This is a genomic window from Ruegeria sp. BB9 (assembly GCF_056539345.1).
In genome coordinates this window covers 558,624-583,960 of record NZ_JBQFUU010000002.1, presented here as the reverse complement: position 1 = coordinate 583,960, position 25,337 = coordinate 558,624, and the positions used below count along the sequence as shown (strand labels likewise).

Sequence of the window (25,337 nt, the reverse complement as noted above, 5' to 3'; positions counted from 1 at the left end):
AGGCTTGCAATTTCTGCAAACTCTGTTTCGATACCCCGCGTAACCGTGCCGAGAAATTGGGCGTAGTGCGCAGACATTTGCGCAATTGTCTTTTGTTTCAGCGACTTGAGCCCGGCACGGCAACGCCAAATCCGCAGGCCTTGCGGAGAAAATCGAGACACGAATGTGTCCAACAAGGAGTGTATGATGAAAATCAAAACCCTTTTGCTTGGTGCGATTGCAAGCACGGCGATGGCCCCGATGGCCATGGCCGAGCGCGGATCGGACGGCAACGTCAGCATCATCTATTGGCAAGCACCCTCGATCCTGAACCCGTTCCTGTCGGGCGGCACCAAAGACGTCGAAGCGGCCTCGCTGGTGATCGAACCCCTGGCACGCTACGACCAAGACGGCAACATGGTGCCCTATCTGGCAGCCGAAATCCCGACCGTCGAAAACGGCGGTGTGAGCGAGGATCTCACCTCGATCACGTGGAAGATCGCTCCGGGGATCACCTGGTCGGATGGCACGCCGTTCACCTCGGCCGACGTGAAATTCACCGCCGATTACTGCATGGACCCCGAAGGTGGCTGTGCGCAGGTGACCAAGTTCGAAGGCGTCACCAGCGTCGAAGCTGTGGATGATCTGACCGTCAAGGTCACTTTCGACAAGCCGACCCCGTTCCCCTACGGTCCGTTCGTCGGCGGCGAAAGCCCGATCATCCAGGCAGCTCAGTTCGCGGACTGCATGGGCGCGAAAGCTCCGGAATGCACCGAGCAGAACTTCAACCCGATCGGCACCGGCCCGTTTGTCGTCACCGAGTTCAAGCCGAACGACGTGATCACCTTCAAGGCCAACGACAACTATCGTGACCCGGCGAAACCGGCCTTCGCAACCGTGACCTTCAAGGGCGGCGGCGATGCGACCGCGGCCGGTCGCGCCGTGATGGAAACCGGCGAGTTCGACTATGCCTGGAACCTGCAGCTGGCGCCCGAAGTGATCGCGCAGATGCAGGAAGGCGGCAAAGGCACTCCGGTGGCAGGCTTTGGTCCGCTGGTCGAGCGCATCATGCTGAACCAGACCAACCCGTCGCCCGAACTGCCGGAAGGCGAGCGTTCGACGGCCAAGCACCCGCACCCGTTCCTGCAGGATCCGGCGGTCTACAAGGCTATGTCGATGGCAATCGACCGCCCGCTGCTGGTTGAGATCGGCTATGGCCAGGCGGGTAAAGTGACCTGCAACTGGGTACCGGCTCCGGCTGCGTTCAACTCGACCTCGATGACCTGCGACACGCAGGATATCGAAGGCGCCAAGAAACTTCTGGATGATGCCGGCATCGTCGACACCGACGGCGACGGCGTCCGCGAGAAGGATGGCGTTCCGCTGAAGATTGTCTATCAGACCTCGACCAACGCTGTCCGCCAGGACTTCCAGGCGCTGATCAAGGAATGGTGGAGCCAGATCGGCATTGAAACCGAACTGCGCAACATCAACGCTTCGGTCTTCTTCGGTGGTGACCCGGGCTCGCCCGACACGTTCCAGAAGTTCTATGCGGACGTTGAAATGTACGCCAACACCTTCAACGGCACCGACCCGCAAAGCTATCTGGGCAACGGCCTTTGCGACAAGGCACCGCGTCCCGAGACCCAGTGGCAGGGTGAGAACATCAGCCGCTTCTGCAACGAAGAGTTCGACAAGCTGCACGCCCAACTGGCGCAGACCGCCGGTCTGGAGCAGCGCGCCGAAATCGCGAAGCAGCTGAACGACATCATGGTTCAGAACGGCGGCATGATCCCGCTGGTCCACCGTGGTCGTCTGTCGGCCCACGCCAACACTCTGGGCGGTGTCGTCCTGAACGTGTGGGACAGCGAACTGTGGAACATCGCTGACTGGTACCGCAAGACCGGTTCCTAAGCGCTAGCCTTGCACAGCCGCGTCCCGATCTGTATCGGGGCGCGGTCTTTCGCAAGTTCCACCAACAAGAAGACGCATATAAAGGCGCCTCTTAATGCTCAACTTCACCATTCGACGACTGATTCTGGCCGTTCCGACGCTCTTGTTCATCAGCCTCGTCATCTTCCTGCTGCTCGAGCTCGCCCCCGGCGACCCGATGGCACAGGTTCCGCTTACCGTTCCGCCCGAAGTCAAAGAGAAGATGCGCGAGGCGCTTGGCCTCGGCCAGCCGATGCATGTCCGGTTCTGGAAATGGATCGTGCAGTTCTTCTGGATCGAACCGCAGGTTCTGGTCGACCACATCTTTGGCACCACCTTTTCCGAAGGTGACCTGCGTGTGATTTCGTGGCAGACCCGCTCGCCCGTCATGGACATCGTCGTTCAGCGTATCCCGCAGACCCTGTGGGTTGTCGGCACCGCTTATGTGGTCGCCATCCTGATCGCGCTGCCCATCGGCATCTATTCGGCCTATCGCCAGTATTCGTGGTTCGACCAAATGGGTACTTTCGTGTCGATGGTCGGTTTCTCGGTTCCGCCGTTCTTCTCGGGGGTGCTGGTGATCGTGATCTTCTCGGTCCAGTTGGGCTGGTTCCCGTCGATCTATGACACGACGCATGTGGTCAATGACTGGGACAGCTTCGTCGTTCAGCTGAAACAGATGATCATGCCCGTGATGGTGCTGGCGTTGCAGATCACCGCGCAGCTCAGCCGGTTCATGCGCGCCTCGATGCTGGACAACCTGAACCAGGACTACGTCCGTACTGCTCGCGCCAAGGGCCTGAGCGAGTACACCGTCGTCATGGTGCATGTCCTGCGCAACTCGATGATCCCGGTGGTCACCGTGATCGCCCTAGGGATCCCGGCGATATTTGGTGGCGCGATCATCACCGAGCAGGTGTTCAAGGTGAACGGCATCGGCCAGCTGCTAATCGGCGCCATTCAGGCCAATGACCTGCCGATGGTGCAGACGCTGACCTTCATCTTTGCCGTGCTGATCGTCCTGTTCAACCTGATCGCAGACGTTCTCTATGGCATTCTGGACCCGAGGATCCGCTATGACTGATCACAATCAATCAGACACGCTGGTCCCTGATGAGGGCCTTGCGCCGGCCTCGACGGCCTTGCCGACTGCCGATGTAATGGAAGAACTGACCACCCCGCCCCGCAGCCAGTGGCGCGACGTGTGGGACCAGTTCAAGACCCACAAGGGCGCCATGATCGGCGCAATGCTGTTCATCTTCATCGTCGCAGCCGTCTACCTGGGCCCGTTCCTGTGGACCATCGACCCGACCCAGATCGACATCCGTGCCCGCAACCAGGGGCCCAGCTGGGCCCACCCGTTCGGCACCGATCAGCTGGGCCGGGACATCATGGCGCGAATGATGTCGGGGGGGCAGACTTCGGTCTCGGTCGGCATCACTGCGATGCTGCTGGCGCTGTTCCTGGGGTCGTTCATCGGCGTGGTTGCCGGGTTCTTCAAACGGCTGGACGGGCCGCTGATGCGCCTGACTGACCTGTTCCTGGCCCTGCCGCTGCTGCCGCTGCTGCTGGTGATGATGCTGCTGTTCCGCGAGCCTCTGTCCGCTGCGTTCGGGCTCGAGCGCGGGATCTTCATCCTGATCGTCTGCGCCATCGGAATCACCTCGTGGATGCCTACGGCGCGGATCGTGCGCGGCGACGTGCTGGCCATCAAGGAACGCGAGTTTGTTCTGGCTGCCCGCTCGATCGGCACAAGCAACACGCAGATCATCACCCGGCACATCCTGCCCAACGTGCTGTCGCCGATCATGGTGTCGGCCACGCTGGGCATCGCCACGGCGATCATCACCGAAAGCGCGCTGTCCTTCCTGGGGCTGGGCTTCCCGCCCGATTTCCCCACCTGGGGCCGGCTGCTGTTCGATGGTGTCGACTATCTGCAGCAATACCCCGAGCGTGTGTTCTGGCCCGGCCTAGCGATCTCGCTGACCGTTCTCAGCGTGAACTATCTGGGCGACGGCCTGCGCGATGCGCTCGATCCGCGGATCCGCGGACGCTGAACCAAAGTCAGTCGGCGCGCCTGAGCGCGCCGGCCAACACCACGATCACCACTGCCAGCGGCAGCAGGACGGCAAAGGCCAGCCGCAGTGACAGGATACCTGCCAGAAGCCCGATCAGCGGCGGACCGATCAGCAAACCTCCGTATCCCAAAGTGGCCACACTGGCGATGGCCTGCCCCGGCGGGACATGCGGGTCGTTCGCGGCCCGGCTGAACGCCAGCGGCATGATCACCGCATAGCCCACACCCATCATCGCGAATCCAGCCAGCGCCCCGACCGCGCCGCCGGCCGATACCACCAGGAACACGCCGACGGCGGCGCAGGCTCCGCTGACCCGGGCCACCGGCACCGGGCCGAACCGGGCGATCACGAGGCCGCCCAGCAGCCGCACGGCAACCATGGACACCGAAAAGACGGCATAGCCCAAGGCAGCAACGCTTTCAGCCACCCCCGTGACATCCCGCAGAAAGATGGCGCTCCAGTCAGCCACTGCACCCTCGCCCAACGCGCCGCACATCGCGGTCAGCCCGACCAGAACCAGAACGCCGCTGGGCAAAGCAAAGATCGCGTTGCCGTCGGACTGCACCCGCCGCGACGTCCATCGGACCCAGGACAAGGCAAGCGCCAGCGCGACGGTTGCCCCGCCGGCCAGCAGGAAATGCGGCAACACGTCAAGCTGCAGCTGAACCGCGCCATAACCGCTGAGCGCACCCAACCCGGCGCCGAGGCTCCACATCGCGTGAAACGAGGACATCACCGGTTTGGCATAGGCCTGTTCGACCTCGGCGGCCCAGGCGTTCATTGCCACATCCATCGAGCCGTGGAAGGCCCCGAAGATGAACAGGAACGCAGCCAGCATGGCGAAGCTGTCGGCGGCCGCAAGAAGGATCAGTGAGGCTGTGTACAGGACCGCGATCACCCGCGTCACGGTCACCGCGCCGAACCTGTCGGTCAGGCGTCCGGTGACCGGAAAGGAACACACCGCGCCGGCTGCCATGAACAACAGGCCATAACCAAGCTCCTCGTGGCTCAGCCCCAGACGGTCACGGACGGCTGGAATGCGCGAGGCCCAGATCCCAAACAGGGCGCCGTTCAGGATGAACATGGCGGCCACGGCCCGCCAGGCTGAAACCAATCCGATCATGAAACCTGCCCCGCCTGCGAAATATCTGCCTCGCAGAAATACAGGCCGCGCGCCGGTTGGCAAGCCGCGCTATTCCAGCTTGCGGCGGATGCGGCGCACGGCCAGCCAGACAAGCGCCACTACAGGCAGCGTCACGCCCGCGGTCAGCATCCCCTTGCTGATCCCCGCATTGGTCAACGGGTACAGCAGGTAACTGACCAGCGACACGGCGTAATAGCTGATAGCGACCACCGACAGACCTTCGACCGTGTGCTGCAATCGCAGCGCCAGATCCGCCCGGCGGTCCATGCTCTCCAGCAAGGCCTGGTTCTGCGCGCTGCGCTCGACATCGACGCGCGTCCGCAGCAGGTCACCGGCGCGAATGGCCCGGTCCGAAAGTGCCTGCAGCCGCCGTTCGGTTGCCTTGACCGTGCGCATGGCCGGGTCATAGCGGCGCATCATGAAATCGGCGAATGTCTGACGCCCGTGGAAACGATCCTCGCGCAGCGCCTCGATCCGCTGGTGCACGATGGCCTCATAGGCCCCCGTCGCGGCAAAGCGAAAGGCCGAACGCGCCGACAACGTCTCGAGCTCGGTCGAGGTGGCCAGCAATTGCGGCAGCAGATCGTCGGGATGGGTCGTGTCCTTGGTCATCTCGCCCATCAACTGGGTCAGTTGTCGGTCCAACTCGCCGATCTGGGGCATCAGGGCCTTGACCCGGGCAAAGCCCAACATGGACATCGCCTTGTAGGTCTCGATCTCGCACAGGCGCTGGATGATCCGGCCGGTGCGCCTGCGCCCGGTCCCCTCGGACACGAACAGGGCAAACCGCATGTGGCCTGCCGGGTCGATGCGAAAATCGCTGGCGCAGATCGCCGAGTCGTCCAGCACCCGCGACACCGCCAGGCTTTCCGGCTCGAACCAATCTGCCAGCGCGGCTTGCGTGGCCCCGTCATCCGGGCGCGGCACCACCCGCAGCATGATCGAGGTCACGCGCTGGCCTGGACTGGTCATCAGCCAGTCGGGGGGGAATACTTCGAAATCGGCGGGGTTGAACGCGCGCTCGCTGACATTCTGAGTGATGGCCGTATAGGTCACGAATTCAGTGTGGTGCTCCCACTTCAACCAATGCCGCCCGATCTGGCCGGCATAGTGGGTGGCATCGGGCTGCGGATGCTGCGCCCCGTGGCGGTCCAACAGGTCGATCAGGTGAGCCATATCTTTGGCTCGGTCGCGCGCCACCGCGGCGACCGGTTTTTTGATCGCAAGGAATACAACCGTGCACGGCGCCTGCGCCACGGGGAACGGCCGCGCGTGCAATTCATTGGCCAGCGCATAGCGCAGCGGATGATCCTCGATTGGCGTCATGAGCGGCTCCTTGTGTTCCGGGCACTATACGACACCGAAGCATTTCATCAATTATCTTTTTATTTCATATACTTACATGGATACCGCGGTATACAAGCCGGCTATCTCATTGATTTGGCTGCCAGAGCTCAATGGGATTGCCCTCGGGGTCGTGCAAGCGGGCGAATTTTCCGATCTCGCTGTTCCATTCGTCACGGGTCTCCACCTCGATTCCAGCCGCACTCAGTTGGTCGACCATGGCCGCCAGATCGTCGACTCGGAAATTGATCATCCATTGTTGCGCCGCATCGCCGAAATAGTCCGTGTCTGCGGCGAAAGGGGCAAACACGGTGTAGCCTTCGCGCTGCTTCCACGGGACCGGGTCATAGTGATTGACGCCCAGATGGGCCTCGTACCATTGCGACAGAGCCTTCGGATCACGGGCGCGGAAGAACACTCCGCCAATGCCGTTTACCTTCTGCATGGAACACCTCCTGCCGTTGGGGGTTGATACGGCATCATACCCTGAAACGAAAAAAGGCGCCCGCGAGAGGCGCCTTTTCCAAGGATATGAGCCACGGATCAGTCGATCATTGGCAGCAGCTTGTCCAGCGACTGCTTGGCGTCGCCATAGAACATACGGGTGTTTTCCTTGTAGAACAGCGGGTTTTCGATGCCCGAATACCCGGTGCCCTGCCCGCGTTTCGAGACGATCACCTGCTTGGCCTTCCAGCATTCCAGAACCGGCATCCCGGCAATGGGGCTGTTCGGGTCCTCCTGCGCCGCAGGGTTCACGATGTCGTTCGAGCCGATGACGATCGCCACATCCGTTTCCGGGAAATCGTCGTTGATCTCGTCCATTTCCAGCACGATGTCATAGGGCACCTTGGCCTCGGCCAGCAGCACGTTCATGTGGCCCGGAAGACGGCCCGCGACGGGGTGGATGGCAAAGCGCACATTCTTGCCCTTCGCGCGCAGCTTACGGACCAGTTCGCTGACCGATTGCTGCGCCTGCGCCACCGCCATTCCGTAGCCGGGGATGATGATGACGCTGTCGGCATCGTTCAACGCTGCTGCAACACCGTCGGCGTCGATCGCCACCTGTTCGCCTTCGACTTCCATCTGGGGCCCCGAAGTGCCGCCAAAGCCGCCCAGGATCACGCTGACAAAGTGACGGTTCATCGCCTTGCACATGATGTAGGACAGGATCGCGCCCGACGAGCCGACCAGCGCGCCGACGACGATCAGCAAGTCGTTGCCCAACGAGAAACCGATCGCAGCCGCGGCCCAGCCCGAGTAGCTGTTCAGCATCGAAACCACCACCGGCATGTCGGCACCGCCGATGCCCATGATCAGGTGATAACCGATGAACAGCGCCGCCAGCGTCATCAGGAACAGCGGGAAGAAGCCACCCGAAGCGGTGTACCAAATCAGACAGATCAGCGAGAGGCCAGCCGCCGCCGCGTTCAGCGCATGCCCGCCCGGCAGCTTGGTGGCCGCCGAGGTGACCTTGCCGGCCAGCTTGCCATAGGCCACGACCGAACCGGTAAAGGTGATCGCACCGATGAAGATGCCCAGGAACAGCTCGACATGCAGAATGGCCAGCTCGGCCGGGGTTTTCTTGGCGATCAGTTTCGCGAAGGCCCCCAGATCCGACAGGTCGGCATCCTTGGCCGCGTCAACGATCGCAAAGACTTCGGCGACGTTCTTGATCTCAAAATGGGCGTTGTAGCCGACAAAAACCGCCGCCAGACCCACCAGCGAGTGCATGGCGGCCACAAGCTGCGGCATCTCGGTCATCTGGACGCGCTGCGCCACGTATTGACCAATCAGACCACCGCCGATGATCAGCAGCAGCGACAGCAGCCACAGGCCCGACCCGGGGCCGACCAGCGTGGCGAACACCGCCAGCGCCATGCCGACGATGCCGTACCATACCGCGCGCTTGGCGCTTTCCTGGTTCGACAGGCCGCCGAGCGAAAGGATGAACAGAACAGCCGCAACGACATAGGCGGCAGTGGTGAAGCCAAATTCCATGTGCCCGGCCTCCTTAAGATTTCTGGAACATGGCGAGCATGCGCCGGGTTACGAGGAAACCGCCGAAGATGTTGATCCCGGCCATGAAGATCGACAGCGCCGCCAGCAGAATGACGAGGAAAGACCCCGACCCGATCTGCATCAACGCGCCTACGATGATGATCGAGGAAATCGCGTTGGTGATCGCCATCAACGGTGTGTGCAGACTGTGGCTGACGTTCCAGATCACTTGGAAGCCCACAAAAACGGCCAGCACGAAGACGATGAAATGCTGCATGAAGCTGGCCGGAGCCACCAGCCCCACCAACAGCATCAGCGCCCCGCCCACGCCCAGCAGGGTAACCTGCTGCTTGGTCTGCGCCTTGAAGGCCGCGATCTCTTGCGCGCGCTTTTCTTCGGGCGTCAGTTCCTTGACCTCGGCCTTGGGTTTGGCCGCGATGGCCTGCACCTTGGGCGGTGGTGGCGGGAATGTGATCTCACCTTCGTAGGTGACGGTCGCGCCACGGATCACGTCATCTTCCATGTTGTGATTGATCTGACCGTCCTTGTCGGGGGTCAGGTCAGTCATCATGTGACGGATGTTGGTCGCATAAAGCGACGAAGACTGAGCCGCCATCCGGCTGGGAAAGTCGGTATAGCCGATGATGGTCACGCCATTGTCGGTCACGACCTTTTCATCCGGCACGGTGCCTTCGACATTGCCTCCACGCTCGGCCGCAAGGTCTACAATGACCGAGCCGGGCTTCATCGCCTTGACCATATCCTCAAGCCACAGCTTGGGGGCCGGGCGGTTGGGGATCAGGGCCGTAGTGATAACGATGTCCATCTCGGGCGCCAGCTCGCGGAACTTGGCCAGCTGAGCATTGCGGAACTCCTCGGACTGAACGGAAGCATACCCACCGGTGGCCGAGCCATCCTGCTGTTCTTCCTCAAAGTCCAGATAGACGAATTCGGCGCCCATCGACTCGACCTGTTCGGCGACCTCGGGGCGCACATCGAACGCATAGGTGATCGCGCCAAGCGACGTCGACGTCCCGATGGCGGCCAGACCTGCCACGCCGGCACCAACGATCAAAACCTTGGCCGGCGGCACCTTGCCCGCGGCCGTCACCTGGCCGGTGAAGAAACGGCCAAAGTTGTTGCCCGCTTCGATCACCGCACGGTACCCGGCGATGTTGGCCATCGAAGACAAAGCGTCCATCTTCTGCGCGCGGCTGATGCGGGGCACCATTTCCATCGCGATGACATTGGCGCCCTTGGCTTTCGCCAATTCCATCCCTTCTTCGTTCCCTGCCGGGTTGAAGAACGAGATCAGCGTCTTGCCCTTGGTCAGGCGCTTCATTTCGGTCTCGGTGGGCACGCGCACCTTGGCGATGATGTCCGACGATTTCCACAAAGAGGCGGCTGTCTTGACGATTTCCACCCCGACGGCCTCGTAAGCCTCGTCCGAGAAACCGGCGGCAGCACCGGCCCCCTTCTCGATGGCGCATTCGTAGCCCAATTTCTGCAGCTGCACGGCTGACTCCGGAGTCATCGCGACCCGGTTCTCGCCTTTCAGTATTTCCTTTGGCGTGCCTATTTTCACCGGCAAGTCCCCCTAATTTTCACTCTGACCGAGCGGGTGGTCGGTATTGTTTGTTAAGCAAAGATCTATCCTGCGCAACATTATTTCGCAAGCGCAGCATTCATTACGTTGTGTCACGGGTCGGCGCATTTCAGATCCACCGACGGGTTTTGCGTTCGTAACGCGCGAAGTCCGCACGGAAGGTGCGGCGCAGGCGGTCCTCTTCGGGCAGGATGAACCGCCGTTCCAGTACCCAGACGAAGACCGGAACCAAAACCAGCGACAGCACGGCATCGAAGCGCAGGATCAACCCGGCAAGGATCAGGACATCGCCCAGATAGATTGGATTGCGGCTGCGTTTGTAGATGCCCGATTGCACCATTGCGGTGGGTGTTTCATGCGGAATGACCGTCGTACGGTGGCGGCGGAATTCTACGATTGCCAGAACCGCCAACAGGATACCCCCACCAATCAGCAGACCGCTCAGCAGGTCGGTCAACCCGCCTTCCAGCGACAGGCCGAGCGACAGATAACGGCCCTGCAACCAGGCCAACACCGCGAAGCCCAAAAGCCACAGTGGCGGTACGTCGATACGGCGCATGTGCATCCCTTTTGAATGACGACATGCACCGACACATGTCGCTTCCGGGCCAAGTCCTACCGCTTTCAGACCCCGATGGCAAAGCATCTTGGCCCTGCGGCCGAATATTGTGCACCCGAGCCACAAACAGGTGGGCGTAGACAGCCCGGCACCGATCCGATACCCCGGTTCGGACACAAGAAAACACCGGGATTGATCATGACCGATTTCGCCGCCACCAAAGCCATGTTCCACCTGCCGGAAGGAGTGCTGTATCTGGACGGCAACTCGCTGGGCCCTCTGCCCAAGGCGGCGGCCGCGAAAGTGCAGAAGATGCTGACCGAGGAATGGGGCCAAATGCTGATCACCGGGTGGAACAAGGCCGGATGGATGAGCATGCCGACTGACCTGGGCGATCGGATCGGCCGCCTGATCGGCGCCGCACCCGGCACGGTCGTGGTAGGCGACACGCTGTCGATCAAGGTCTATCAGGCGGTTGCGTCGGCATTGGAGCTGAACCCGGGGCGCAAGGTGGTGCTGTCAGACAATGGCAACTTTCCCTCCGATCTCTACATGGCTGACGGGCTGCTGCGCTCGCTGGGCGAGGAGTACGAGCTTCGGGTCGTGGACCCCGAGGCCGTGGCCGAGCACATTACCGACGAGGTCGCGGTGCTGATGCTGACCGAGGTCGACTATCGCACCGGTCGCAAGCACGACATGAAGGCGTTGACCGAACTGGCACATGCTCGGGGCGTCATCACCGTGTGGGACCTGGCCCACTCAGCCGGGGCCATCCCGGTGGACCTGGCCGGTTGCAACGCCGATTTCGCGGTCGGGTGCACCTACAAATACCTGAACGGCGGTCCGGGCGCCCCGGCCTTCATCTATGTCGCGCCGAAATGGGCCGACACCGCGCGCCCGGCCCTGTCGGGCTGGCTGGGGCACGAGGCCCCCTTTGCCTTCGACCTCGATTATCGCCCCGGCGCGGGCATCGAGCGCATGCGCGTCGGCACGCCTCCGGTGATCCAGATGACCGCGCTGGCCGCGACGATGGATATCTGGGACATGGCCGACATGGACGATGTGCGCGCGCAGTCCATCGCCCTGACCGAGCAGTTCATCCAGCAGGTCGAGGCCACCTGCCCCGATCTACAACTGGCCAGCCCCCGCGACCCCGCGATGCGCGGCAGCCAGGTCTCGTTCCGGTTTGCCGACGGGTACGCGGCGATGCAGGCCCTGATCGCCCGCGGCGTGATCGGGGATTTCCGCGCGCCCGACATCATGCGGTTCGGCTTCACGCCGCTGTATATCGACGAATGCGACGTGTCGCGCGCCGTCGAGATCCTGACTGACATCATGCAGAACCGTTTGTGGGACAGACCGGAATTCAAGGTCCGGCAGCGGGTTACCTGACCTCAAGCCCCGCGCCGATCAGCGCGGACAACTGGGCAATGCGCTGCTCGAACTCCTCGGCGTTCGAGGCGGTCATCTTGATCCCCTTCAGCGCGGCGGTGATGGTCCGCGCGGTCTCGGCCGGACCGTCCGGCAGGCGCACGCGACCGGCCGCCAGTTCGCGCTTTAGCCATTCAGCGTAGAGATCCGCCAGCGCCGCCTCGCCCTCGGCCACGATGTCGGCAGCGGTGGACTTGCTGGTATCCAGCATCTCCAGCCCATGCGGCGATGCCAGTATGGCCGCCATCCCGGCGATCTGCGCGTCAATCGCCCGCGCCAGGATCTCGGACACCGCTCCGTCGCCCTGCAGCGCATGTGCCACCGCCGCGATCTTTTCGGCGTAATGCGCCTGTGTCAGGCTGCTAACGATGGCCTCTTTGTTCTTGTAATGCAGATAGACCGCTGGACGGGACATGCCCGCGCCACGCGCTATGTCATCCATCGAGGTCTTGCGGAACCCATAGGCGGAAAAGGCCTGAAACGCCGAAGTCAGGATCGCCTTTGCCCGTGTATCATCCAGTTTTTCCGCCATGAATTGACCTCTGACAGTTTCGCGCGAAATTGTCAATTGACGCACTGACATTTTTCATCAATTATGTCAGAAACCAGCCACAGCCAAAAGAGGTACGCCATGGCGACCACGCTGACGATCAACGGAAAGCCACATCAGGTCGATCTGCCCGACGATGTCCCCCTTCTGTGGGTGCTGCGCGACGAGGTGGGCCTGACCGGAACCAAGTTCGGCTGCGGTGTGGCCGCCTGCGGAGCCTGCACGGTGCAGATCGACGGCGAGGCCGTCCGCTCGTGCCAAGTTGCCCTGTCCGATGTCTGGGGCGAGGTCACCACGATCGAAGGGTTGGGGACGCCCGACAACTTGGCCACGATCCAGCAGGCCTGGGTCGACCATCAGGTCGCGCAATGCGGCTATTGCCAGTCGGGGCAGATCATGCAGGCCGCCGCGCTGCTGGCCGAAAACCCTGCCCCCTCTGACGAAGAAATCGACGAGGCGATGCAGGGCAACCTGTGCCGCTGCGGCACCTACCCCCGCATCCGCGCCGCGATCAACGACGCCGCCGCCAAGCTGAAGGAGGCCTGATCCATGGCCAGCATCGGAAAAATCCTGCGCCGCACCTTCCTGATCGGATCTGCCGCCATCGTCGGCGGCGTGGCTTTCGGGGTCTATTACGTCAACCGTCCCGCCAAGAACCCGCTGAAACCGGGCGAGGGCGAAGCGGCGCTGAACCCTTTCATCCTGATCGACCAGAACGGCGTGACCCTGTTTGCGCCCCGCGCCGAGATGGGCCAGGGCGTGAAAACCACCTGGGCCGCCCTGATTGCCGAGGAACTGGACGTGGATCTGGATCAGGTCACCGTTCTGCACGGACCTGCGGCGGCGGCTTATTACAACTCGGCCCTGATCGGCGAGAGCCTGCCCAACAAGGGCTATGACGTCTCGAACTTCCAGCACAATCTGGGCGAGGCCCTTGGCGTGATCGGCAAAGCGCTCAGCCTGCAGGTCACCGGCGGCTCGACCTCGATGAAGGACGGGTTCGAGCGAATGCGCGCGGCTGGTGCCTCCGCCCGCGAGACGCTGAAACAGGCCGCCGCCGACCGACTGGGGGTGGATCGGGCTCAGTTGAAGACCGCTTCGGGCCATGTCATCGCGCCTGATGACAGCAAGATCGCCTATACCGACCTGGCTGCAGACGTGGCGCAGATGGAACCGATTGAGGCAGAGCTGCGCGACCCGTCCGAGTGGCGTTATCTGGGCCGGACCCTGCCGCGTCTGGACATGGTGGAAAAGGCTACCGGCACCGCCCAGTTCGGCGTTGACGTGCGCCTGCCCGGCATGAAATTCGCCAGCGTCCGGATGAACCCCAAGCTGGGCGGCCAGATGAACGGCTTTGACGACAGCGCCGCCAAGGCAATGCCGGGCGTGGAAAAGATCGTCGATCTGGGCAACGGTGTCGCGGTGATCGCCACCAACACCTGGCTGGCCAACCAGGCGGTCGAGGCCATCGGCGTTGATTGGGGCGAGGCCCCCTATCCCCCTGAAACCGACGCCATCTTTGCCGAGATCGCCAAGGCCTTCGACGCGGATCCGAACTCGACCATGCGCGATGACGGCGATGTCAGCATCGTTCCCGAAGGCGCGACCGTAATCGACGCTGAATACACTGTCCCCTACCTGGCCCACGCCACGATGGAACCGATGAACGCCACCGCGCTGTTCACCGGCGACGCCTTGGAACTGTGGTGCGGCAACCAGGCCCCCACGCTGATCCAGTTCCGCGTTGCCAACACGGCCGGTTTGGACACCGAAGCCGTCCAAATCCACACCACCTATCTGGGCGGCGGGTTTGGTCGCCGCGGAGAGCTGGATTTCGGCGACATCGCCACCAAAGTGGCCATGGCGATGCCCGGCACTCCGGTCCAGACCACCTGGAGCCGCGAAGAAGATATGCGTCACGACTACTACCGCCCCGGTGCGATGGCACGGATGCGCGGTGCGGTTCAGGATGGCAAAGCAGTGCTCATCGATGGTGCGGTCGCCGCGCAGTCCTGCACGCAGCAAGCCGTTGAGCGCTATACCGGAATGCCCGGCGCTGGCCCGGACAAGGTTCTGGTCGAAGGGTTCTTCAACCAGCCCTACGCGGTGCCCAACTATCGCATGAGCGGCCATATCGCCGACCTGAAGATCCCGGTGGGTTTCTGGCGCTCGGTCGGCAACAGCCACAACGGTTTCTTCCACGAGACCTTCATCGACGAGATGGCCCATGCCGCCGGACGCGACCCGCTGGAGTTCCGGCTGGAGCTGATGCGCGACGAACACGCGCCCTCGGCCGGGTGCCTCGAGGCGGTGCGCGACATGTCCGACTGGACGGGCAAGACCCCCGATGGCGTGGGGCGCGGCGTGGCCTTCACCTACAGCTTCGGCACCCCGGTCGCGCAGGTGATCGAGGTGACCGACGAAGACGGCACCATCCGCATCAGCAAGGCCTGGATCGCCTGCGACATGGGGTTGGCGCTGGACCCTGAAAACGTCAAGGCGCAGATGTCCGGCGGCATGATGTATGGCCTGTCGGCGGCTTGCTACGGCGAGATCACCTTCGCCGATGGCGAGGTCGAACAGATGAACTTCCCCGACTATGACGCGCTGCGCATGCACACCGCGCCGCAGGTTGAGGTTCAGGTGTTGGAAACCAACCGCTTCATGGGTGGCGCGGGCGAGCCCGGCACGCCGCCCTCGATGCCGGCGCTTGGCAACGCGCTGTTTGACCTGACCGGCCAGCGCGCTCGGACCCTGCCGCTCAACAAGCAGTTCAACCTGCTGGTGTGAAACGAAAAAAGACCGGCGCGGTGATTGCCGCGCCGGTCTTTTGAAGAAATCCGAGAGCCGATTGTCAGGCCGATTGCCGCACCGGCGTCGGCATTGCACTTGCCGACCAAGCCCGCACCGCGTCGCCGAAAGCCTGAAACAGAGGCCGCGACACCGGGTCATTCGCGGCATCCCATTCCGGGTGCCATTGCACCGACAGGGTGAACCCGGGCGCATCCTGGATATAGATCGCCTCGGGCGTACCATCCGGCGCGTGGCCGTCGATCACCACGCCCTTGCCCACCGTCTTGATGCCCTGCCCGTGGAGCGTATTGGTCATCACCTCACTGGCACCGAACAGGCGGTGGAACACCCCGCCCTCGGTCAGCTTGACCACATGGCGCAGGGCGAATTTCTCTTCCAGCGTGCCATCGGGCGGCATGCGGTGGTTCATCCGGCCGGGCAGATCGCGGATTTCCGGGTACAGAGTGCCGCCCATGGCCACGTTGACCTCCTGGAAGCCCCGGCAGATGCCCAGAAAGGGCTGGCCGCGTTCCACGCAGGCCCGTACCAGCGGCAGGGTGATCGCATCGCGCGCCCGGTCGAATTCGCCATGTGCGTCAGTTGCCGACTCGCCGTATTCCTCGGGGTGAACGTTGGGGCGGCCACCGGTCAGCAAGAACCCGTCGCACACCTCAAGCAGCTCGGTCACGTCGACATAGCGCGGATCGGCCGGGATCAGCAGCGGCAGACAGTTCGAGACATTCGCGACCGCGTCCGAATTCATCGTCCCCCCGGCATGGGTGGGGTACTGGTCGTTCATCAGATACGAATTGCCGATGATGCCAACGACGGGTCGGGACATTGTGCTACCTTGCTGTTTTACTTGAACTGGTCGGAAATTATCCGCCCCTTCAATAACGTGCAAGAAAACACGCCCTGCACCATGGCGCAAGGACGTGTTCAGATACGCACATATTGTTCCCGATTTCCGCAGAGCGCGGGACGAATTTCCCGAAACAGGCGGCCGCGGCGGGACGGCGCTTGTGCAGATCAGGTCTCGCCGGTCAGCCCGGCGGCCTCGATCCCGGCCATGGCGGCAGCGGCGTCGTTGTCCGAGGTGTCTCCGGTTACCCCGACGGCACCGATCACTGCGCCCTTGCGGTCGCGCAGCAGTACGCCGCCCGGAACCGGAACGACCTGCCCGCCATAAACCCCGTTCACCGCAGCCATGAAATAGGCCTGCGCCTCGGCCCGCTTCATCTGGGCGGTGCCTGCCATGCCCAGCATGACCGATCCATAGGCCTTGCCATGGGCAATCGCGAACCGGCCCGGGGCCGCGCCGTCCTCGCGCTCGAAGGCGATGACATGGCCGCCGGCGTCCAGAACCACCACCGACAGGGGTTTCAGGTCCATCTCGCGCCCTTTCTCAAGGGTTTTGCGAATGATGGTGCGGGCCTTTCTAAGTGAAACCGACATGATCTTGTCCTCTGTCTGCGGTGGTCTGCCCCGGTTCTAGCCCTGACGAGCCTTCAGTTCCAGCCGTCGCGCATGCAGGACCGGCTCGGTATAGCCCGAGGGCTGCACCCGCCCCTTGAACACCAGATCGCAGGCGGCCTGGAAGGCGATGCCGTCGAACCCCGGCGCCATGGGCCGATAGGCCGGGTCGTCCGCGTTCTGGCGGTCGACAACGGCGGCCATCTTCTTCATTGCGGCCATAACCTGATCAGCGCCGATCACGTCGTGATGCAGCCAGTTGGCCAGCGCCTGGCTAGAAATCCGGCAGGTGGCGCGATCCTCCATCAGACCCACGTCGTTGATATCGGGCACCTTCGAGCAGCCGACACCCTGATCGACCCAGCGCACGACATAGCCCAGGATACCCTGCGCGTTGTTCTCGATCTCGCGAGTGATTTCATCGTCGCTGAGGTTGCGGCCGCTCAGCAGCGGGATGGTCAGCAGATCGTCCAGCGTGCCGCGCGGACCTCCGGTAGCGATCTCGTCCTGACGGGCCAGAACGTCCACCTTGTGGTAATGGGTCGCGTGCAGGGTCGCTGCGGTGGGAGACGGCACCCAGGCACAGGTCGCACCGGCCATCGGGTGGCCGATCTTGGCCTCGAGCATCTCACCCATCCGGTCGGGCATGGCCCACATGCCCTTGCCGATCTGCGCCCGGCCCTTCAGCCCGCAGGCCAGCCCGATATCGACATTGCGATCCTCGTAGGACTGGATCCAGGGCGTATTCTTCATGTCGCCCTTGGGCAGCATCGGCCCGGCCTCCATCGAGGTGTGGATCTCATCCCCCGTCCGGTCGAGGAACCCGGTATTGATGAAGGCCACCCGCGATTTCGCGGCGCGGATGCATTCCTTGAGGTTCACCGAAGTCCGGCGCTCTTCATCCATGATGCCCAGTTTCACGGTGTTGCGCGGCAGGCCCAGAATGTCCTCGACCATGTCGAAGATCTGGACCGAGAACGCGACCTCTTCTGGGCCGTGCATCTTGGGCTTGACCACATAGACCGAACCGTGGACCGAGTTGCCGCCATCACGCTGCAGGTCGTGCATCGCGATCAGCGTGGTGCACAGCGCGTCCATCAGCCCCTCGCCGATCTCGTTGCCTTCGGCGTCCAACACGGCGGGGTTGGTCATCAGGTGCCCCACATTGCGCACCAGCATCAGCGACCGGCCCTTGAGGCTGCCGGCCGATCCGTCGGGCCGGATAAAGGCGATGTCCTCGGACAGTTTGCGGGTAAATGTCCGGCCGCCCTTGGTAACCTCCTCGGTCAGGTCGCCCTTCATCAGGCCCAGCCAATTGCCATAGGCCACGACCTTCTCCTCGGCATCGACACAGGCCACCGAATCTTCGCAATCCATGATAGTGGACAGGGCCGATTCCAGGCGCACGTCGGAAATGCCCGCCGGGTCCGAGGCGCCAATGGTGCTGGACGGGTCGATCATGATCTGGACGTGCAGACCGTTGTTCTTCAGCAGCACGAAGTCCGGACCCTCGGCCGCGCCGCCGAAGCCCACGAATTTCCCGGGTTCGGCCAGCGCTGGAACCAATGCGCCGCCTTCGACCTTCAGACCGGCCACATCGGCCCAGCTGCCTTGGGCCAGCGACGCGGCCTCGTCCAGAAACGCCTTGGCCCAGGCGATGACCCGCGCACCGCGTGCCGCGTCATAGCCGCCCCCCTGCGGCAGGTCGCCCATCGCGTCGGTGCCATAGAGCGCGTCATACAGGCTGCCCCAGCGGGCATTGGCCGCGTTCAGGGCAAAACGCGCATTGGTGATCGGCACCACCAGTTGCGGGCTGGGCGTCGCGGCGATCTCGGGGTCGACATTCGCCGTGTCGATCTGGAAATCGGGGCCTTCATCCAGCAGATAACCGATTTCGCGCAGGAACGCCTGATGCTCGGCCATGTCGATGGGTTGGCCTTTGCGCGCAAGGTGCCAAGCGTCGACACTGCCCTGGATATCCGAACGCTTTTGCAGCAAGTCGCGGTTTTTCGGGCCAAACTCGGACACCATCCGCGAAAGACCAGCCCAGAATGCATCGGGCTCAACGCCCGTTCCGGGAAGCGCGCGTTCCTCGATGAAATCGATCAGAACCTGATCTACGTCCAATCCGCTCCGGATAGCTCTGCCGCTCATGACTCGAATCTCCTGCCCATCGTGTGCCGTTGTATGCAGTCTTCAATTAGGGGCATTGTTTCCGATAGGCAACTTGCCGCTGCATCAATCCGCCTTTCAATTCCGCCTGAAACAGCTTCAAACCGTGCAAGGTAATGCCGCCCAGACCCGCCTGCTTGCAGCGCCACGGCGATCCTCCTAACGTCGCGCGGGAACACACCGACACGAGGCCCCAGATGCGCGACGCTGCCCCCACCACGATCTACCTGTCCGACTATTCGCCCTTCGGTTTTCTGATCGACAGCGTTCACCTGACCTTCGATCTGGCCCCGCAGGCAACGCGCGTGACATCGCGCATCGCGTTCCGGCCCAATCCGCAGGCCACCGACCGCACGTTTTTTTTGCACGGTGAAGAGCTGAAGCTGATCCGCGCCAGCATCGACGGCACCCCGATCACTCCTGACGTCACCGACAAAGGCCTGACCGCCAGCGTCCCCGATGCCCCCTTTGTCTGGGAGGCCGAGGTCGAGATCGACCCCGGCAACAACACTGCGCTCGAAGGGCTTTACATGTCGAACGGCATGTATTGCACCCAGTGCGAGGCCGAGGGGTTCCGCAAGATCACCTTCTATCCCGACCGGCCCGACGTGATGACCACCTTCACCGTGCGCATCAACGGCGACTTGCCGGTGCTGCTGTCGAACGGCAACCCGACGGGCAAGGGCGAAGGCTGGGCCGAATGGACCGACCCCTGGCCCAAGCCCGCCTATCTGTTCGCGCTGGTCGCAGGTGATCTGGTTGCCCACTCCGACAATTTCACCACCAAATCGGGCCGCCATGTCGATCTTAACCTCTGGGTCCGCCCCGGGGACGAGGGCAAATGCGCCTTTGGCATGGAGGCCCTGAAGCGGTCGATGAAATGGGACGAGGATGTCTATGGCCGCGAATACGATCTGGACGTGTTCAACATCGTCGCCGTGGATGATTTCAACATGGGCGCGATGGAGAACAAGGGGCTGAACATCTTCAACTCGTCGGCGGTACTGGCCAGCCCTGAAACCTCGACCGATGCCAATTTCGAACGGATCGAGGCGATCATCGCGCATGAGTATTTCCACAACTGGACCGGCAACCGCATCACCTGCCGCGACTGGTTCCAGCTGTGCCTGAAAGAGGGGCTGACCGTGTTCCGCGACGCACAATTCACCTCGGACATGCGCTCGGCCGCGGTCAAGCGCATCCATGACGTGATCGACCTGCGCGCGCGCCAGTTCCCCGAGGACAACGGGCCGCTGTTGCACCCCGTGCGCCCCGAAAGCTTTCAGGAGATCAACAACTTCTACACCGCGACCGTCTATGAGAAAGGTGCCGAGGTGATCGGCATGCTGAAAACGCTGGTGGGGGACGAGGCCTATTCCAAGGCGCTGGACCTGTATTTTGAACGCCACGACGGGCAGGCCTGTACGATCGAGGACTGGCTGAAAGTGTTCGAGGACACGACCGGCCGCGACCTGACCCAGTTCAAGCGGTGGTACAGCCAGTCCGGCACGCCCCGGGTGAAGGTCGAGGAGGTTTGGGCCGACGGCACCTATACCCTGACCCTGTCCCAGAGCACCCCACCCACGCCCGGCCAACCCGAGAAGCTGCCGCAGGTGATCCCCGTGGCCGTGGGCCTGCTGGGTCCCAATGGCAACGAGGTGCGCGGCACCGAGGTGCTGGAACTGACCGAAGTGCGCCAGAGCTTCACCTTCGAAGGGCTGGCCACGCGGCCCGTCGCCTCGATCCTGCGGGGGTTCTCGGCGCCGGTGATCCTGGAGCATGACCGCCCCAACGCCGAACGCGCGTTTTTGCTGGCCCATGACACCGATCCGTTCAACCGGTGGGAGGCCGGACGGACGCTGGCGCAGGATACCCTGCTGCGCATGATCACCCAGGACGCGGCCCCCGATGCCGAATACCTGGATGGTCTGCTGGCCGTTCTGCGCGACGCCGAACTGGACCCGGCCTATCGCGCGCTGATGTTGGGCCTGCCGACCCAGTCGGAACTGGCCGCCGCGCTGCACGAACAGGGCGAAACGCCCGACCCGATGGCGATCTGGCGCGCGGTCGAGACCCTGCGCCAGGCCACCGCCCAGCACATGCAAGACCTGTTGCCCCGCCTGCACTCCGAGGCGCTGGTCGACGGCCCCTATTCGCCCGATGCCGAACAGGCGGGCAAGCGCGCCCTGGGCAGCGCCGCGCTGGCCCTGACCACCCGGCTGGACGGCGGGGCGATGGCGGCCGAGGTCTATGCCAAGGCCGACAACATGACCCTGCAGCTTAGCGCTTTGTCCTGCCTGCTGCGTGCTGGCAAAGGTCAGGCGGAACTGGCGGCATTCTACGACCAATGGCGCCATGACCGGCTGGTGTTGGACAAATGGTTCGGGCTTCAGGCCTCGCTGGCCGCCCCGGACGATGCGCCGCGGATCGCCCGCGCCCTGTCCGAGCATCCGGATTTCAACTGGAAGAACCCCAACCGGTTCCGTGCGCTGATGGGTGGGCTGGCAATGAACCATGCCGGGTTCCACCACGCCAGCGGCGAGGCCTACGCCCTGCTGGCCGACTGGCTGATCCGGTTGGACCCGGTCAACCCGCAGACCACCGCGCGCATGTGCACCGCCTTTCAGACCTGGAAACGCTATGACGCCGACCGTCAGGACCTGATCCGCGCCCAACTGACCCGCATCGCCGAAACCCCGAACCTGTCGCGCGACACGACCGAGATGATCTCGCGCATCCTCGGGGCATGACGGCGCCCGAGGGCTCCGGGTTTCGCTTTACCCGACACAACCGGTCGCCCCGCAGCATCGCCATCCTGGCCGCTGTCTATGCGGGGCTGCTGGCACTTGTGCTGGTTTTCGGCGCGGCCTGGTGGCTGATCGGGTTGCTGGCGCTGGGCACCCTGCCCGCGTTGTGGGACGTGCTGCGCGACACCGATGCCGGGCTGAACCTGGACCCGGCCAAACTGAGCTGGCATTCGGGCGCGCGGCAGGGCGAGATCGACCTGACCGAGATCGACTTCTTCCGCTTCGACACGCGCTGGGATTTTTCCGTGCGCGTGTCGATTGTGTTGACCAGCGGCAAGCGGTTGCGCCTGCCGGACGAGTCCCTACCGCCGCACAAACAGCTGGAACAGGCGCTGCAACAAGCCGGCTTCCGGGTTGATCGGCACCATTTCACGGTTTTCTGAAACGATTCACGGAATCCGCGTAGATTGATCCTGTCTGATCCATTGAAGCAGAAAGTTTAATGTTAGAATCCTTGAACTGGTCACAATTCCGGTTCAGAATTCATCGCTAGTTAACAAGTTTGTACAGTTTCGAGTGTTTTCGATGTTCCGGTCGTTCTGGGCAGGTCTTGCCCGTATCAATCCCATATCAACTCACGTGGCTCCGGTTTCGGACGCGGGTTCCCGCTGTCTGGAAGATGTCGGGCGTCTCAATATTCCCGTTGCGGAACTGGGTGCGGCTGACCTGATCGGGCGGGACATGATCGAACGCGGGCGCCATCTTGCTCGGCAGGATCGTTGGGCCGAACTGTCAACCGAGATCCGGGCCGCGGACCAAGCGCGGACAACAGCCCCGGACGGGCTGCCCATCGCCGATCTTCTGGCGTTTGGCGCGCGATCGGATGTTGTCCTGGCCGCCGAACACGCGCTGTCCGACGGCGGTGCGATCGCCGAGTACGACCTGCTTGGCGGTATTTCCGAGCTTGAGGGTGTGAAACAGGATCATCCCGATGATCCGATGATTGCTCTCATCGTCGCTCTGGCCCACATCGATCTGGCATGGGCGTGGCGTGGCACGGCTCTGGACGCTGCGCTACCGCCGCTGCATCGTTCACGCTGTGCTGCACATTTTGACCGGGCTGCAGCCATACTGCCCCAGTGCCGCAAGGCGCTGCCGGACAGCCCTGTGGTCGCCGCCGCCGACTGTGCCCTGTTGGCTGGTCAGCGCACCAAACGGGCCCGGGTGGCGGATCAGTACGAACGCCTTATTTCGCTGGATCCGCGAAACCATCGACACATGCGCGCGATGGGCAGCCACCTGCTACCGCGATGGTTCGGCAGCTATGAAGAGCTTGAGGTGCAGGCCCTGCGCAATGCCGCGAACACGCGCGACACGTGGGGTGCCGGCGGATACACATGGGTTCAGTTCGACGCAATTGCATTGGATGAACAAGCCTGCGCGCGGCTGGACATCGAGTATTTTCTGGAAGGTCTACGCGACATCGTGCAACGGATGCCGGACCAGAAAACGATCAACCTGCTGGCCTCGTATTGCGCGATCACGGTGCAGAATGGGTTCGGTCTGGACGACAAGGCCGATCTGGTCCGGTCCCAGATCAGGGAGGCCGCCCAATGGCTGATCCGCGATCATTTGACCGAACTGCACCCGCTGATCTGGGCCCACGCGGCCAACGGGTTCAACAACTCGGTCCGCGTCAACTCACCCGAGCGGTTCGCGGCACGTGGACAGCGTGACGCCTTGCGCGCCATCGGTGATCTGTTCCGCGAGGAATTGCGCAACGGGACCGACGTGACCTTCACGCCTTCAGGTCTGCAACTGACCAGCCACTGAGAATTGCGTCTCGGCGCCCTTTGCCCCTTGCCCCTTGGCCTTGCCGGGCATAATACCCATGCCTGAACTTCTGCGGAAATGAGGCGCGCCATGCTCGACTTGACCTATGAACTGCCCAAACCCAAGACCATCGCCGGTGCCAAGCACGACTGGGAACTGGTGATCGGGATGGAGGTGCACGCGCAGGTCTCGTCCAATGCCAAGCTGTTCTCGGGGGCATCGACCAAATTCGGGGCCGAGCCGAACTCGAACGTGTCTTTCGTGGATGCGGCCATGCCGGGCATGCTGCCGGTGATCAACGAATTCTGCGTGGAACAGGCAGTGCGCACGGGTCTTGGCCTGAAAGCGCAGATCAACCTGAAATCGGCCTTTGACCGCAAGAACTATTTCTATCCCGACCTGCCACAGGGCTACCAGATTTCCCAGCTGTATCACCCGATCGTGGGCGAAGGCGAAGTTCTGGTGGAACTGGGCGACGGCACCGCGCGCATGGTGCGCATCGAGCGTATCCACATGGAACAGGACGCAGGCAAATCGATCCACGACATGGATCCGAACATGTCCTTCGTCGACCTGAACCGCACCGGCGTTTGCCTGATGGAGATCGTCAGCCGCCCCGACATCCGCGGCCCGGAAGAGGCCGCCGCCTATATCGCCAAGCTGCGCCAGATCATGCGTTATCTGGGCACCTGCGACGGCAACATGCAGAACGGCAATCTGCGGGCCGACGTGAACGTGTCGATCTGCCGTCCGGGCGACTATGAGAAATACATGGAAACGCAGGACTTTTCGCACTTGGGCACGCGTTGCGAGATCAAGAACATGAACTCGATGCGTTTCATCCAGCAGGCCATCGAGGTCGAGGCGCGTCGCCAGATCGCCATCGTCGAGGGCGGGGGCAAGGTCGAGCAGGAAACCCGCCTGTATGACCCCGACAAGGGCGAGACGCGCTCGATGCGGTCCAAGGAAGAGGCGCACGACTATCGCTATTTCCCCGATCCCGACCTGCTGCCGCTTGAGATCGAGCAAGCTTGGGTCGATGGCATCGCCGCCAAGCTGCCCGAGCTGCCAGACGAGAAGAAAGCCCGGTTCATCAATGATTTCGGCCTGACCGACTATGACGCCTCGGTGCTGACCGCCGAGGTTGAATCGGCCGTGTACTTCGAAGAGGTCGCCAAGGGTCGCAACGGCAAGCTGGCCGCGAACTGGGTCATCAACGAGCTGTTCGGCCGCCTGAAGAAAGATGACCGCGACATCACCGACTCGCCGGTTTTGCCCGCGCAGCTGGGTGAGATCATCGACCTGATCGCCTCGGACGCCATCTCGGGCAAGATCGCCAAGGACCTGTTCGAGATCGTCTATACCGAAGGCGGCGACCCGGCGCAGATCGTCGAAGAGCGCGGCATGAAGCAGGTGACCGACACCGGTGCCATCGAGGCTGCTTTGGACGAGATCATCGCTGCCAACCCGGCCCAAGTCGAGAAGGCCAAGGTGAACCCAAAGCTGGCCGGCTGGTTCGTCGGACAGGTGATGAAGGCCACCGGCGGCAAGGCCAACCCCAAGGCGGTCAACCAGTTGGTTGCGCAGAAGCTGGGCCAATAAGGTCTTTCCATTTGTACAGGCCCGGCAGCCGGGTTTGCCCGGTTGCTCAAAGTTTTACCCGGAGTTCTTGACGCCTTCCAGGCTCGAGGCGGCGCT

At 62.9% G+C, this 25,337-nt stretch carries 20 protein-coding genes; 10 read left to right on the top strand and 10 right to left on the bottom strand.

The annotated features are described in order from the left end of the window. Positions 1–186: 186 nt before the first annotated feature. The 3 genes from ACR0FC_RS10285 to ACR0FC_RS10275 all read left to right on the top strand — a co-directional run bounded on the left by ACR0FC_RS10285 (position 187) and on the right by ACR0FC_RS10275 (position 3,968). Positions 187–1,893 carry a peptide ABC transporter substrate-binding protein gene (locus ACR0FC_RS10285; protein ID WP_093965071.1) on the top strand — a complete coding sequence of 569 codons (1,707 nt, stop codon included), beginning with the start codon at positions 187–189 and terminating at the stop codon, positions 1,891–1,893. Positions 1,894–1,987: 94 nt separating this feature from the next. Then, the gene (locus ACR0FC_RS10280) at positions 1,988–2,995 is read left to right on the top strand and encodes an ABC transporter permease (RefSeq protein WP_170340351.1); all 1,008 of its coding nucleotides are present in this window, start codon (positions 1,988–1,990) and stop codon (positions 2,993–2,995) included. Next, positions 2,988–3,968: an ABC transporter permease gene (locus ACR0FC_RS10275; protein ID WP_093964881.1), complete on the top strand. Its 981-nt coding sequence runs from the start codon at positions 2,988–2,990 to the stop codon at positions 3,966–3,968. Before ACR0FC_RS10280 ends, ACR0FC_RS10275 begins: the two co-directional genes overlap by 8 nt. Positions 3,969–3,975: 7 nt before the next feature. On the opposite strand, the gene ACR0FC_RS10270 is transcribed toward ACR0FC_RS10275, so the two are convergent. From ACR0FC_RS10270 to ACR0FC_RS10245, 6 genes are all read right to left on the bottom strand, one after another. Further along, entirely contained in the window at positions 3,976–5,112 is a 1,137-nt protein-coding gene (locus ACR0FC_RS10270; RefSeq protein ID WP_170340349.1) for an MFS transporter, read from the bottom strand. Between the two features lie 69 nt (positions 5,113–5,181). Then, positions 5,182–6,459 (bottom strand): DUF3422 family protein, encoded by a 1,278-nt coding sequence (locus ACR0FC_RS10265; protein ID WP_170340348.1) that lies wholly within the window; start codon positions 6,457–6,459, stop codon positions 5,182–5,184. 106 nt (positions 6,460–6,565) lie between these two features. Then, positions 6,566–6,922 carry a VOC family protein gene (locus ACR0FC_RS10260; protein ID WP_170340346.1) on the bottom strand — a complete coding sequence of 119 codons (357 nt, stop codon included), beginning with the start codon at positions 6,920–6,922 and terminating at the stop codon, positions 6,566–6,568. Between the two features lie 98 nt (positions 6,923–7,020). Further along, complete coding sequence (locus ACR0FC_RS10255; RefSeq protein WP_093964877.1) at positions 7,021–8,475, bottom strand: NAD(P)(+) transhydrogenase (Re/Si-specific) subunit beta; 1,455 nt, start codon at positions 8,473–8,475, stop codon at positions 7,021–7,023. A 13-nt stretch (positions 8,476–8,488) separates the two neighbouring features. After that, positions 8,489–10,060, bottom strand: coding sequence for a Re/Si-specific NAD(P)(+) transhydrogenase subunit alpha (locus ACR0FC_RS10250; RefSeq protein ID WP_170340345.1), 1,572 nt, complete (start codon positions 10,058–10,060; stop codon positions 8,489–8,491). Between the two features lie 130 nt (positions 10,061–10,190). Further along, entirely contained in the window at positions 10,191–10,640 is a 450-nt protein-coding gene (locus ACR0FC_RS10245) for a methyltransferase family protein (protein WP_093964875.1), read from the bottom strand. Positions 10,641–10,838: 198 nt separating this feature from the next. Here ACR0FC_RS10245 and kynU point away from each other — a divergent pair, with 198 nt between their 5' ends. Beyond that, positions 10,839–12,032 (top strand): kynureninase, encoded by a 1,194-nt coding sequence (gene kynU, locus ACR0FC_RS10240; RefSeq protein WP_170340343.1) that lies wholly within the window; start codon positions 10,839–10,841, stop codon positions 12,030–12,032. On the opposite strand, the gene ACR0FC_RS10235 is transcribed toward kynU, so the two are convergent. Next, positions 12,025–12,603 (bottom strand): TetR/AcrR family transcriptional regulator, encoded by a 579-nt coding sequence (locus tag ACR0FC_RS10235; protein ID WP_217358612.1) that lies wholly within the window; start codon positions 12,601–12,603, stop codon positions 12,025–12,027. The genes kynU and ACR0FC_RS10235 overlap by 8 nt on opposite strands. Positions 12,604–12,702: 99 nt before the next feature. Here ACR0FC_RS10235 and ACR0FC_RS10230 point away from each other — a divergent pair, with 99 nt between their 5' ends. Continuing rightward, on the top strand, positions 12,703–13,167 hold the full coding sequence (locus tag ACR0FC_RS10230; RefSeq protein ID WP_170340339.1) for a (2Fe-2S)-binding protein: 465 nt from the start codon (positions 12,703–12,705) through the stop codon (positions 13,165–13,167). 3 nt (positions 13,168–13,170) lie between these two features. Beyond that, positions 13,171–15,411, top strand: a complete 2,241-nt coding sequence (locus ACR0FC_RS10225) for a xanthine dehydrogenase family protein molybdopterin-binding subunit (protein ID WP_170340337.1) — start codon at positions 13,171–13,173, stop codon at positions 15,409–15,411. A 64-nt stretch (positions 15,412–15,475) separates the two neighbouring features. Here the strand turns inward: ACR0FC_RS10225 and ACR0FC_RS10220 are convergent, their stop codons facing one another. The 3 genes from ACR0FC_RS10220 to ACR0FC_RS10210 all read right to left on the bottom strand — a co-directional run bounded on the left by ACR0FC_RS10220 (position 15,476) and on the right by ACR0FC_RS10210 (position 19,041). Continuing rightward, a complete protein-coding gene (locus tag ACR0FC_RS10220; protein WP_170340336.1) occupies positions 15,476–16,255 on the bottom strand; it encodes a gamma-glutamyl-gamma-aminobutyrate hydrolase family protein in 780 nt (259 codons plus the stop codon). Positions 16,256–16,443: 188 nt separating this feature from the next. Further along, positions 16,444–16,869: a GlcG/HbpS family heme-binding protein gene (locus ACR0FC_RS10215; RefSeq protein WP_170340334.1), complete on the bottom strand. Its 426-nt coding sequence runs from the start codon at positions 16,867–16,869 to the stop codon at positions 16,444–16,446. Positions 16,870–16,905: 36 nt separating this feature from the next. Beyond that, a complete protein-coding gene (locus tag ACR0FC_RS10210) occupies positions 16,906–19,041 on the bottom strand; it encodes a malate synthase G (RefSeq protein ID WP_170340332.1) in 2,136 nt (711 codons plus the stop codon). A 215-nt stretch (positions 19,042–19,256) separates the two neighbouring features. Here ACR0FC_RS10210 and pepN point away from each other — a divergent pair, with 215 nt between their 5' ends. From pepN to gatB, 4 genes are all read left to right on the top strand, one after another. After that, positions 19,257–21,809 (top strand): aminopeptidase N, encoded by a 2,553-nt coding sequence (gene pepN / locus ACR0FC_RS10205; protein WP_170340330.1) that lies wholly within the window; start codon positions 19,257–19,259, stop codon positions 21,807–21,809. Then, the gene (locus tag ACR0FC_RS10200) at positions 21,806–22,249 is read left to right on the top strand and encodes a hypothetical protein (RefSeq protein ID WP_170340328.1); all 444 of its coding nucleotides are present in this window, start codon (positions 21,806–21,808) and stop codon (positions 22,247–22,249) included. The genes pepN and ACR0FC_RS10200 overlap by 4 nt, the downstream gene beginning before the upstream one ends. Before the next feature lie 142 nt (positions 22,250–22,391). Continuing rightward, positions 22,392–23,639 carry a hypothetical protein gene (locus ACR0FC_RS10195; RefSeq protein ID WP_170340326.1) on the top strand — a complete coding sequence of 416 codons (1,248 nt, stop codon included), beginning with the start codon at positions 22,392–22,394 and terminating at the stop codon, positions 23,637–23,639. Positions 23,640–23,729: 90 nt separating this feature from the next. After that, positions 23,730–25,241: an Asp-tRNA(Asn)/Glu-tRNA(Gln) amidotransferase subunit GatB gene (gene gatB, locus ACR0FC_RS10190; protein ID WP_170340324.1), complete on the top strand. Its 1,512-nt coding sequence runs from the start codon at positions 23,730–23,732 to the stop codon at positions 25,239–25,241. Positions 25,242–25,337 lie beyond the last annotated feature (96 nt).

Excerpts from the sequence above, each read along its gene's own strand:
- pepN (WP_170340330.1), top strand. The coding sequence starts at position 19,257 with ATGCGCGACGCTGCCCCCACCACGATCTACCTGTCCGACTATTCGCCC.
- ACR0FC_RS10285 (WP_093965071.1), top strand. The coding sequence starts at position 187 with ATGAAAATCAAAACCCTTTTGCTTGGTGCGATTGCAAGCACGGCGATG.
- ACR0FC_RS10235 (WP_217358612.1), bottom strand. The coding sequence starts at position 12,603 with ATGGCGGAAAAACTGGATGATACACGGGCAAAGGCGATCCTGACTTCG.
- ACR0FC_RS10215 (WP_170340334.1), bottom strand. The coding sequence starts at position 16,869 with ATGTCGGTTTCACTTAGAAAGGCCCGCACCATCATTCGCAAAACCCTT.
- ACR0FC_RS10200 (WP_170340328.1), top strand. The coding sequence starts at position 21,806 with ATGACGGCGCCCGAGGGCTCCGGGTTTCGCTTTACCCGACACAACCGG.
- ACR0FC_RS10230 (WP_170340339.1), top strand. The coding sequence starts at position 12,703 with ATGGCGACCACGCTGACGATCAACGGAAAGCCACATCAGGTCGATCTG.
- kynU (WP_170340343.1), top strand. The coding sequence starts at position 10,839 with ATGACCGATTTCGCCGCCACCAAAGCCATGTTCCACCTGCCGGAAGGA.
- ACR0FC_RS10220 (WP_170340336.1), bottom strand. The coding sequence starts at position 16,255 with ATGTCCCGACCCGTCGTTGGCATCATCGGCAATTCGTATCTGATGAAC.
- ACR0FC_RS10265 (WP_170340348.1), bottom strand. The coding sequence starts at position 6,459 with ATGACGCCAATCGAGGATCATCCGCTGCGCTATGCGCTGGCCAATGAA.
- ACR0FC_RS10280 (WP_170340351.1), top strand. The coding sequence starts at position 1,988 with ATGCTCAACTTCACCATTCGACGACTGATTCTGGCCGTTCCGACGCTC.
- ACR0FC_RS10195 (WP_170340326.1), top strand. The coding sequence starts at position 22,392 with ATGTTCCGGTCGTTCTGGGCAGGTCTTGCCCGTATCAATCCCATATCA.
- ACR0FC_RS10255 (WP_093964877.1), bottom strand. The coding sequence starts at position 8,475 with ATGGAATTTGGCTTCACCACTGCCGCCTATGTCGTTGCGGCTGTTCTG.
- ACR0FC_RS10210 (WP_170340332.1), bottom strand. The coding sequence starts at position 19,041 with ATGAGCGGCAGAGCTATCCGGAGCGGATTGGACGTAGATCAGGTTCTG.
- ACR0FC_RS10260 (WP_170340346.1), bottom strand. The coding sequence starts at position 6,922 with ATGCAGAAGGTAAACGGCATTGGCGGAGTGTTCTTCCGCGCCCGTGAT.
- ACR0FC_RS10270 (WP_170340349.1), bottom strand. The coding sequence starts at position 5,112 with ATGATCGGATTGGTTTCAGCCTGGCGGGCCGTGGCCGCCATGTTCATC.
- ACR0FC_RS10245 (WP_093964875.1), bottom strand. The coding sequence starts at position 10,640 with ATGCGCCGTATCGACGTACCGCCACTGTGGCTTTTGGGCTTCGCGGTG.
- ACR0FC_RS10275 (WP_093964881.1), top strand. The coding sequence starts at position 2,988 with ATGACTGATCACAATCAATCAGACACGCTGGTCCCTGATGAGGGCCTT.
- ACR0FC_RS10225 (WP_170340337.1), top strand. The coding sequence starts at position 13,171 with ATGGCCAGCATCGGAAAAATCCTGCGCCGCACCTTCCTGATCGGATCT.
- gatB (WP_170340324.1), top strand. The coding sequence starts at position 23,730 with ATGCTCGACTTGACCTATGAACTGCCCAAACCCAAGACCATCGCCGGT.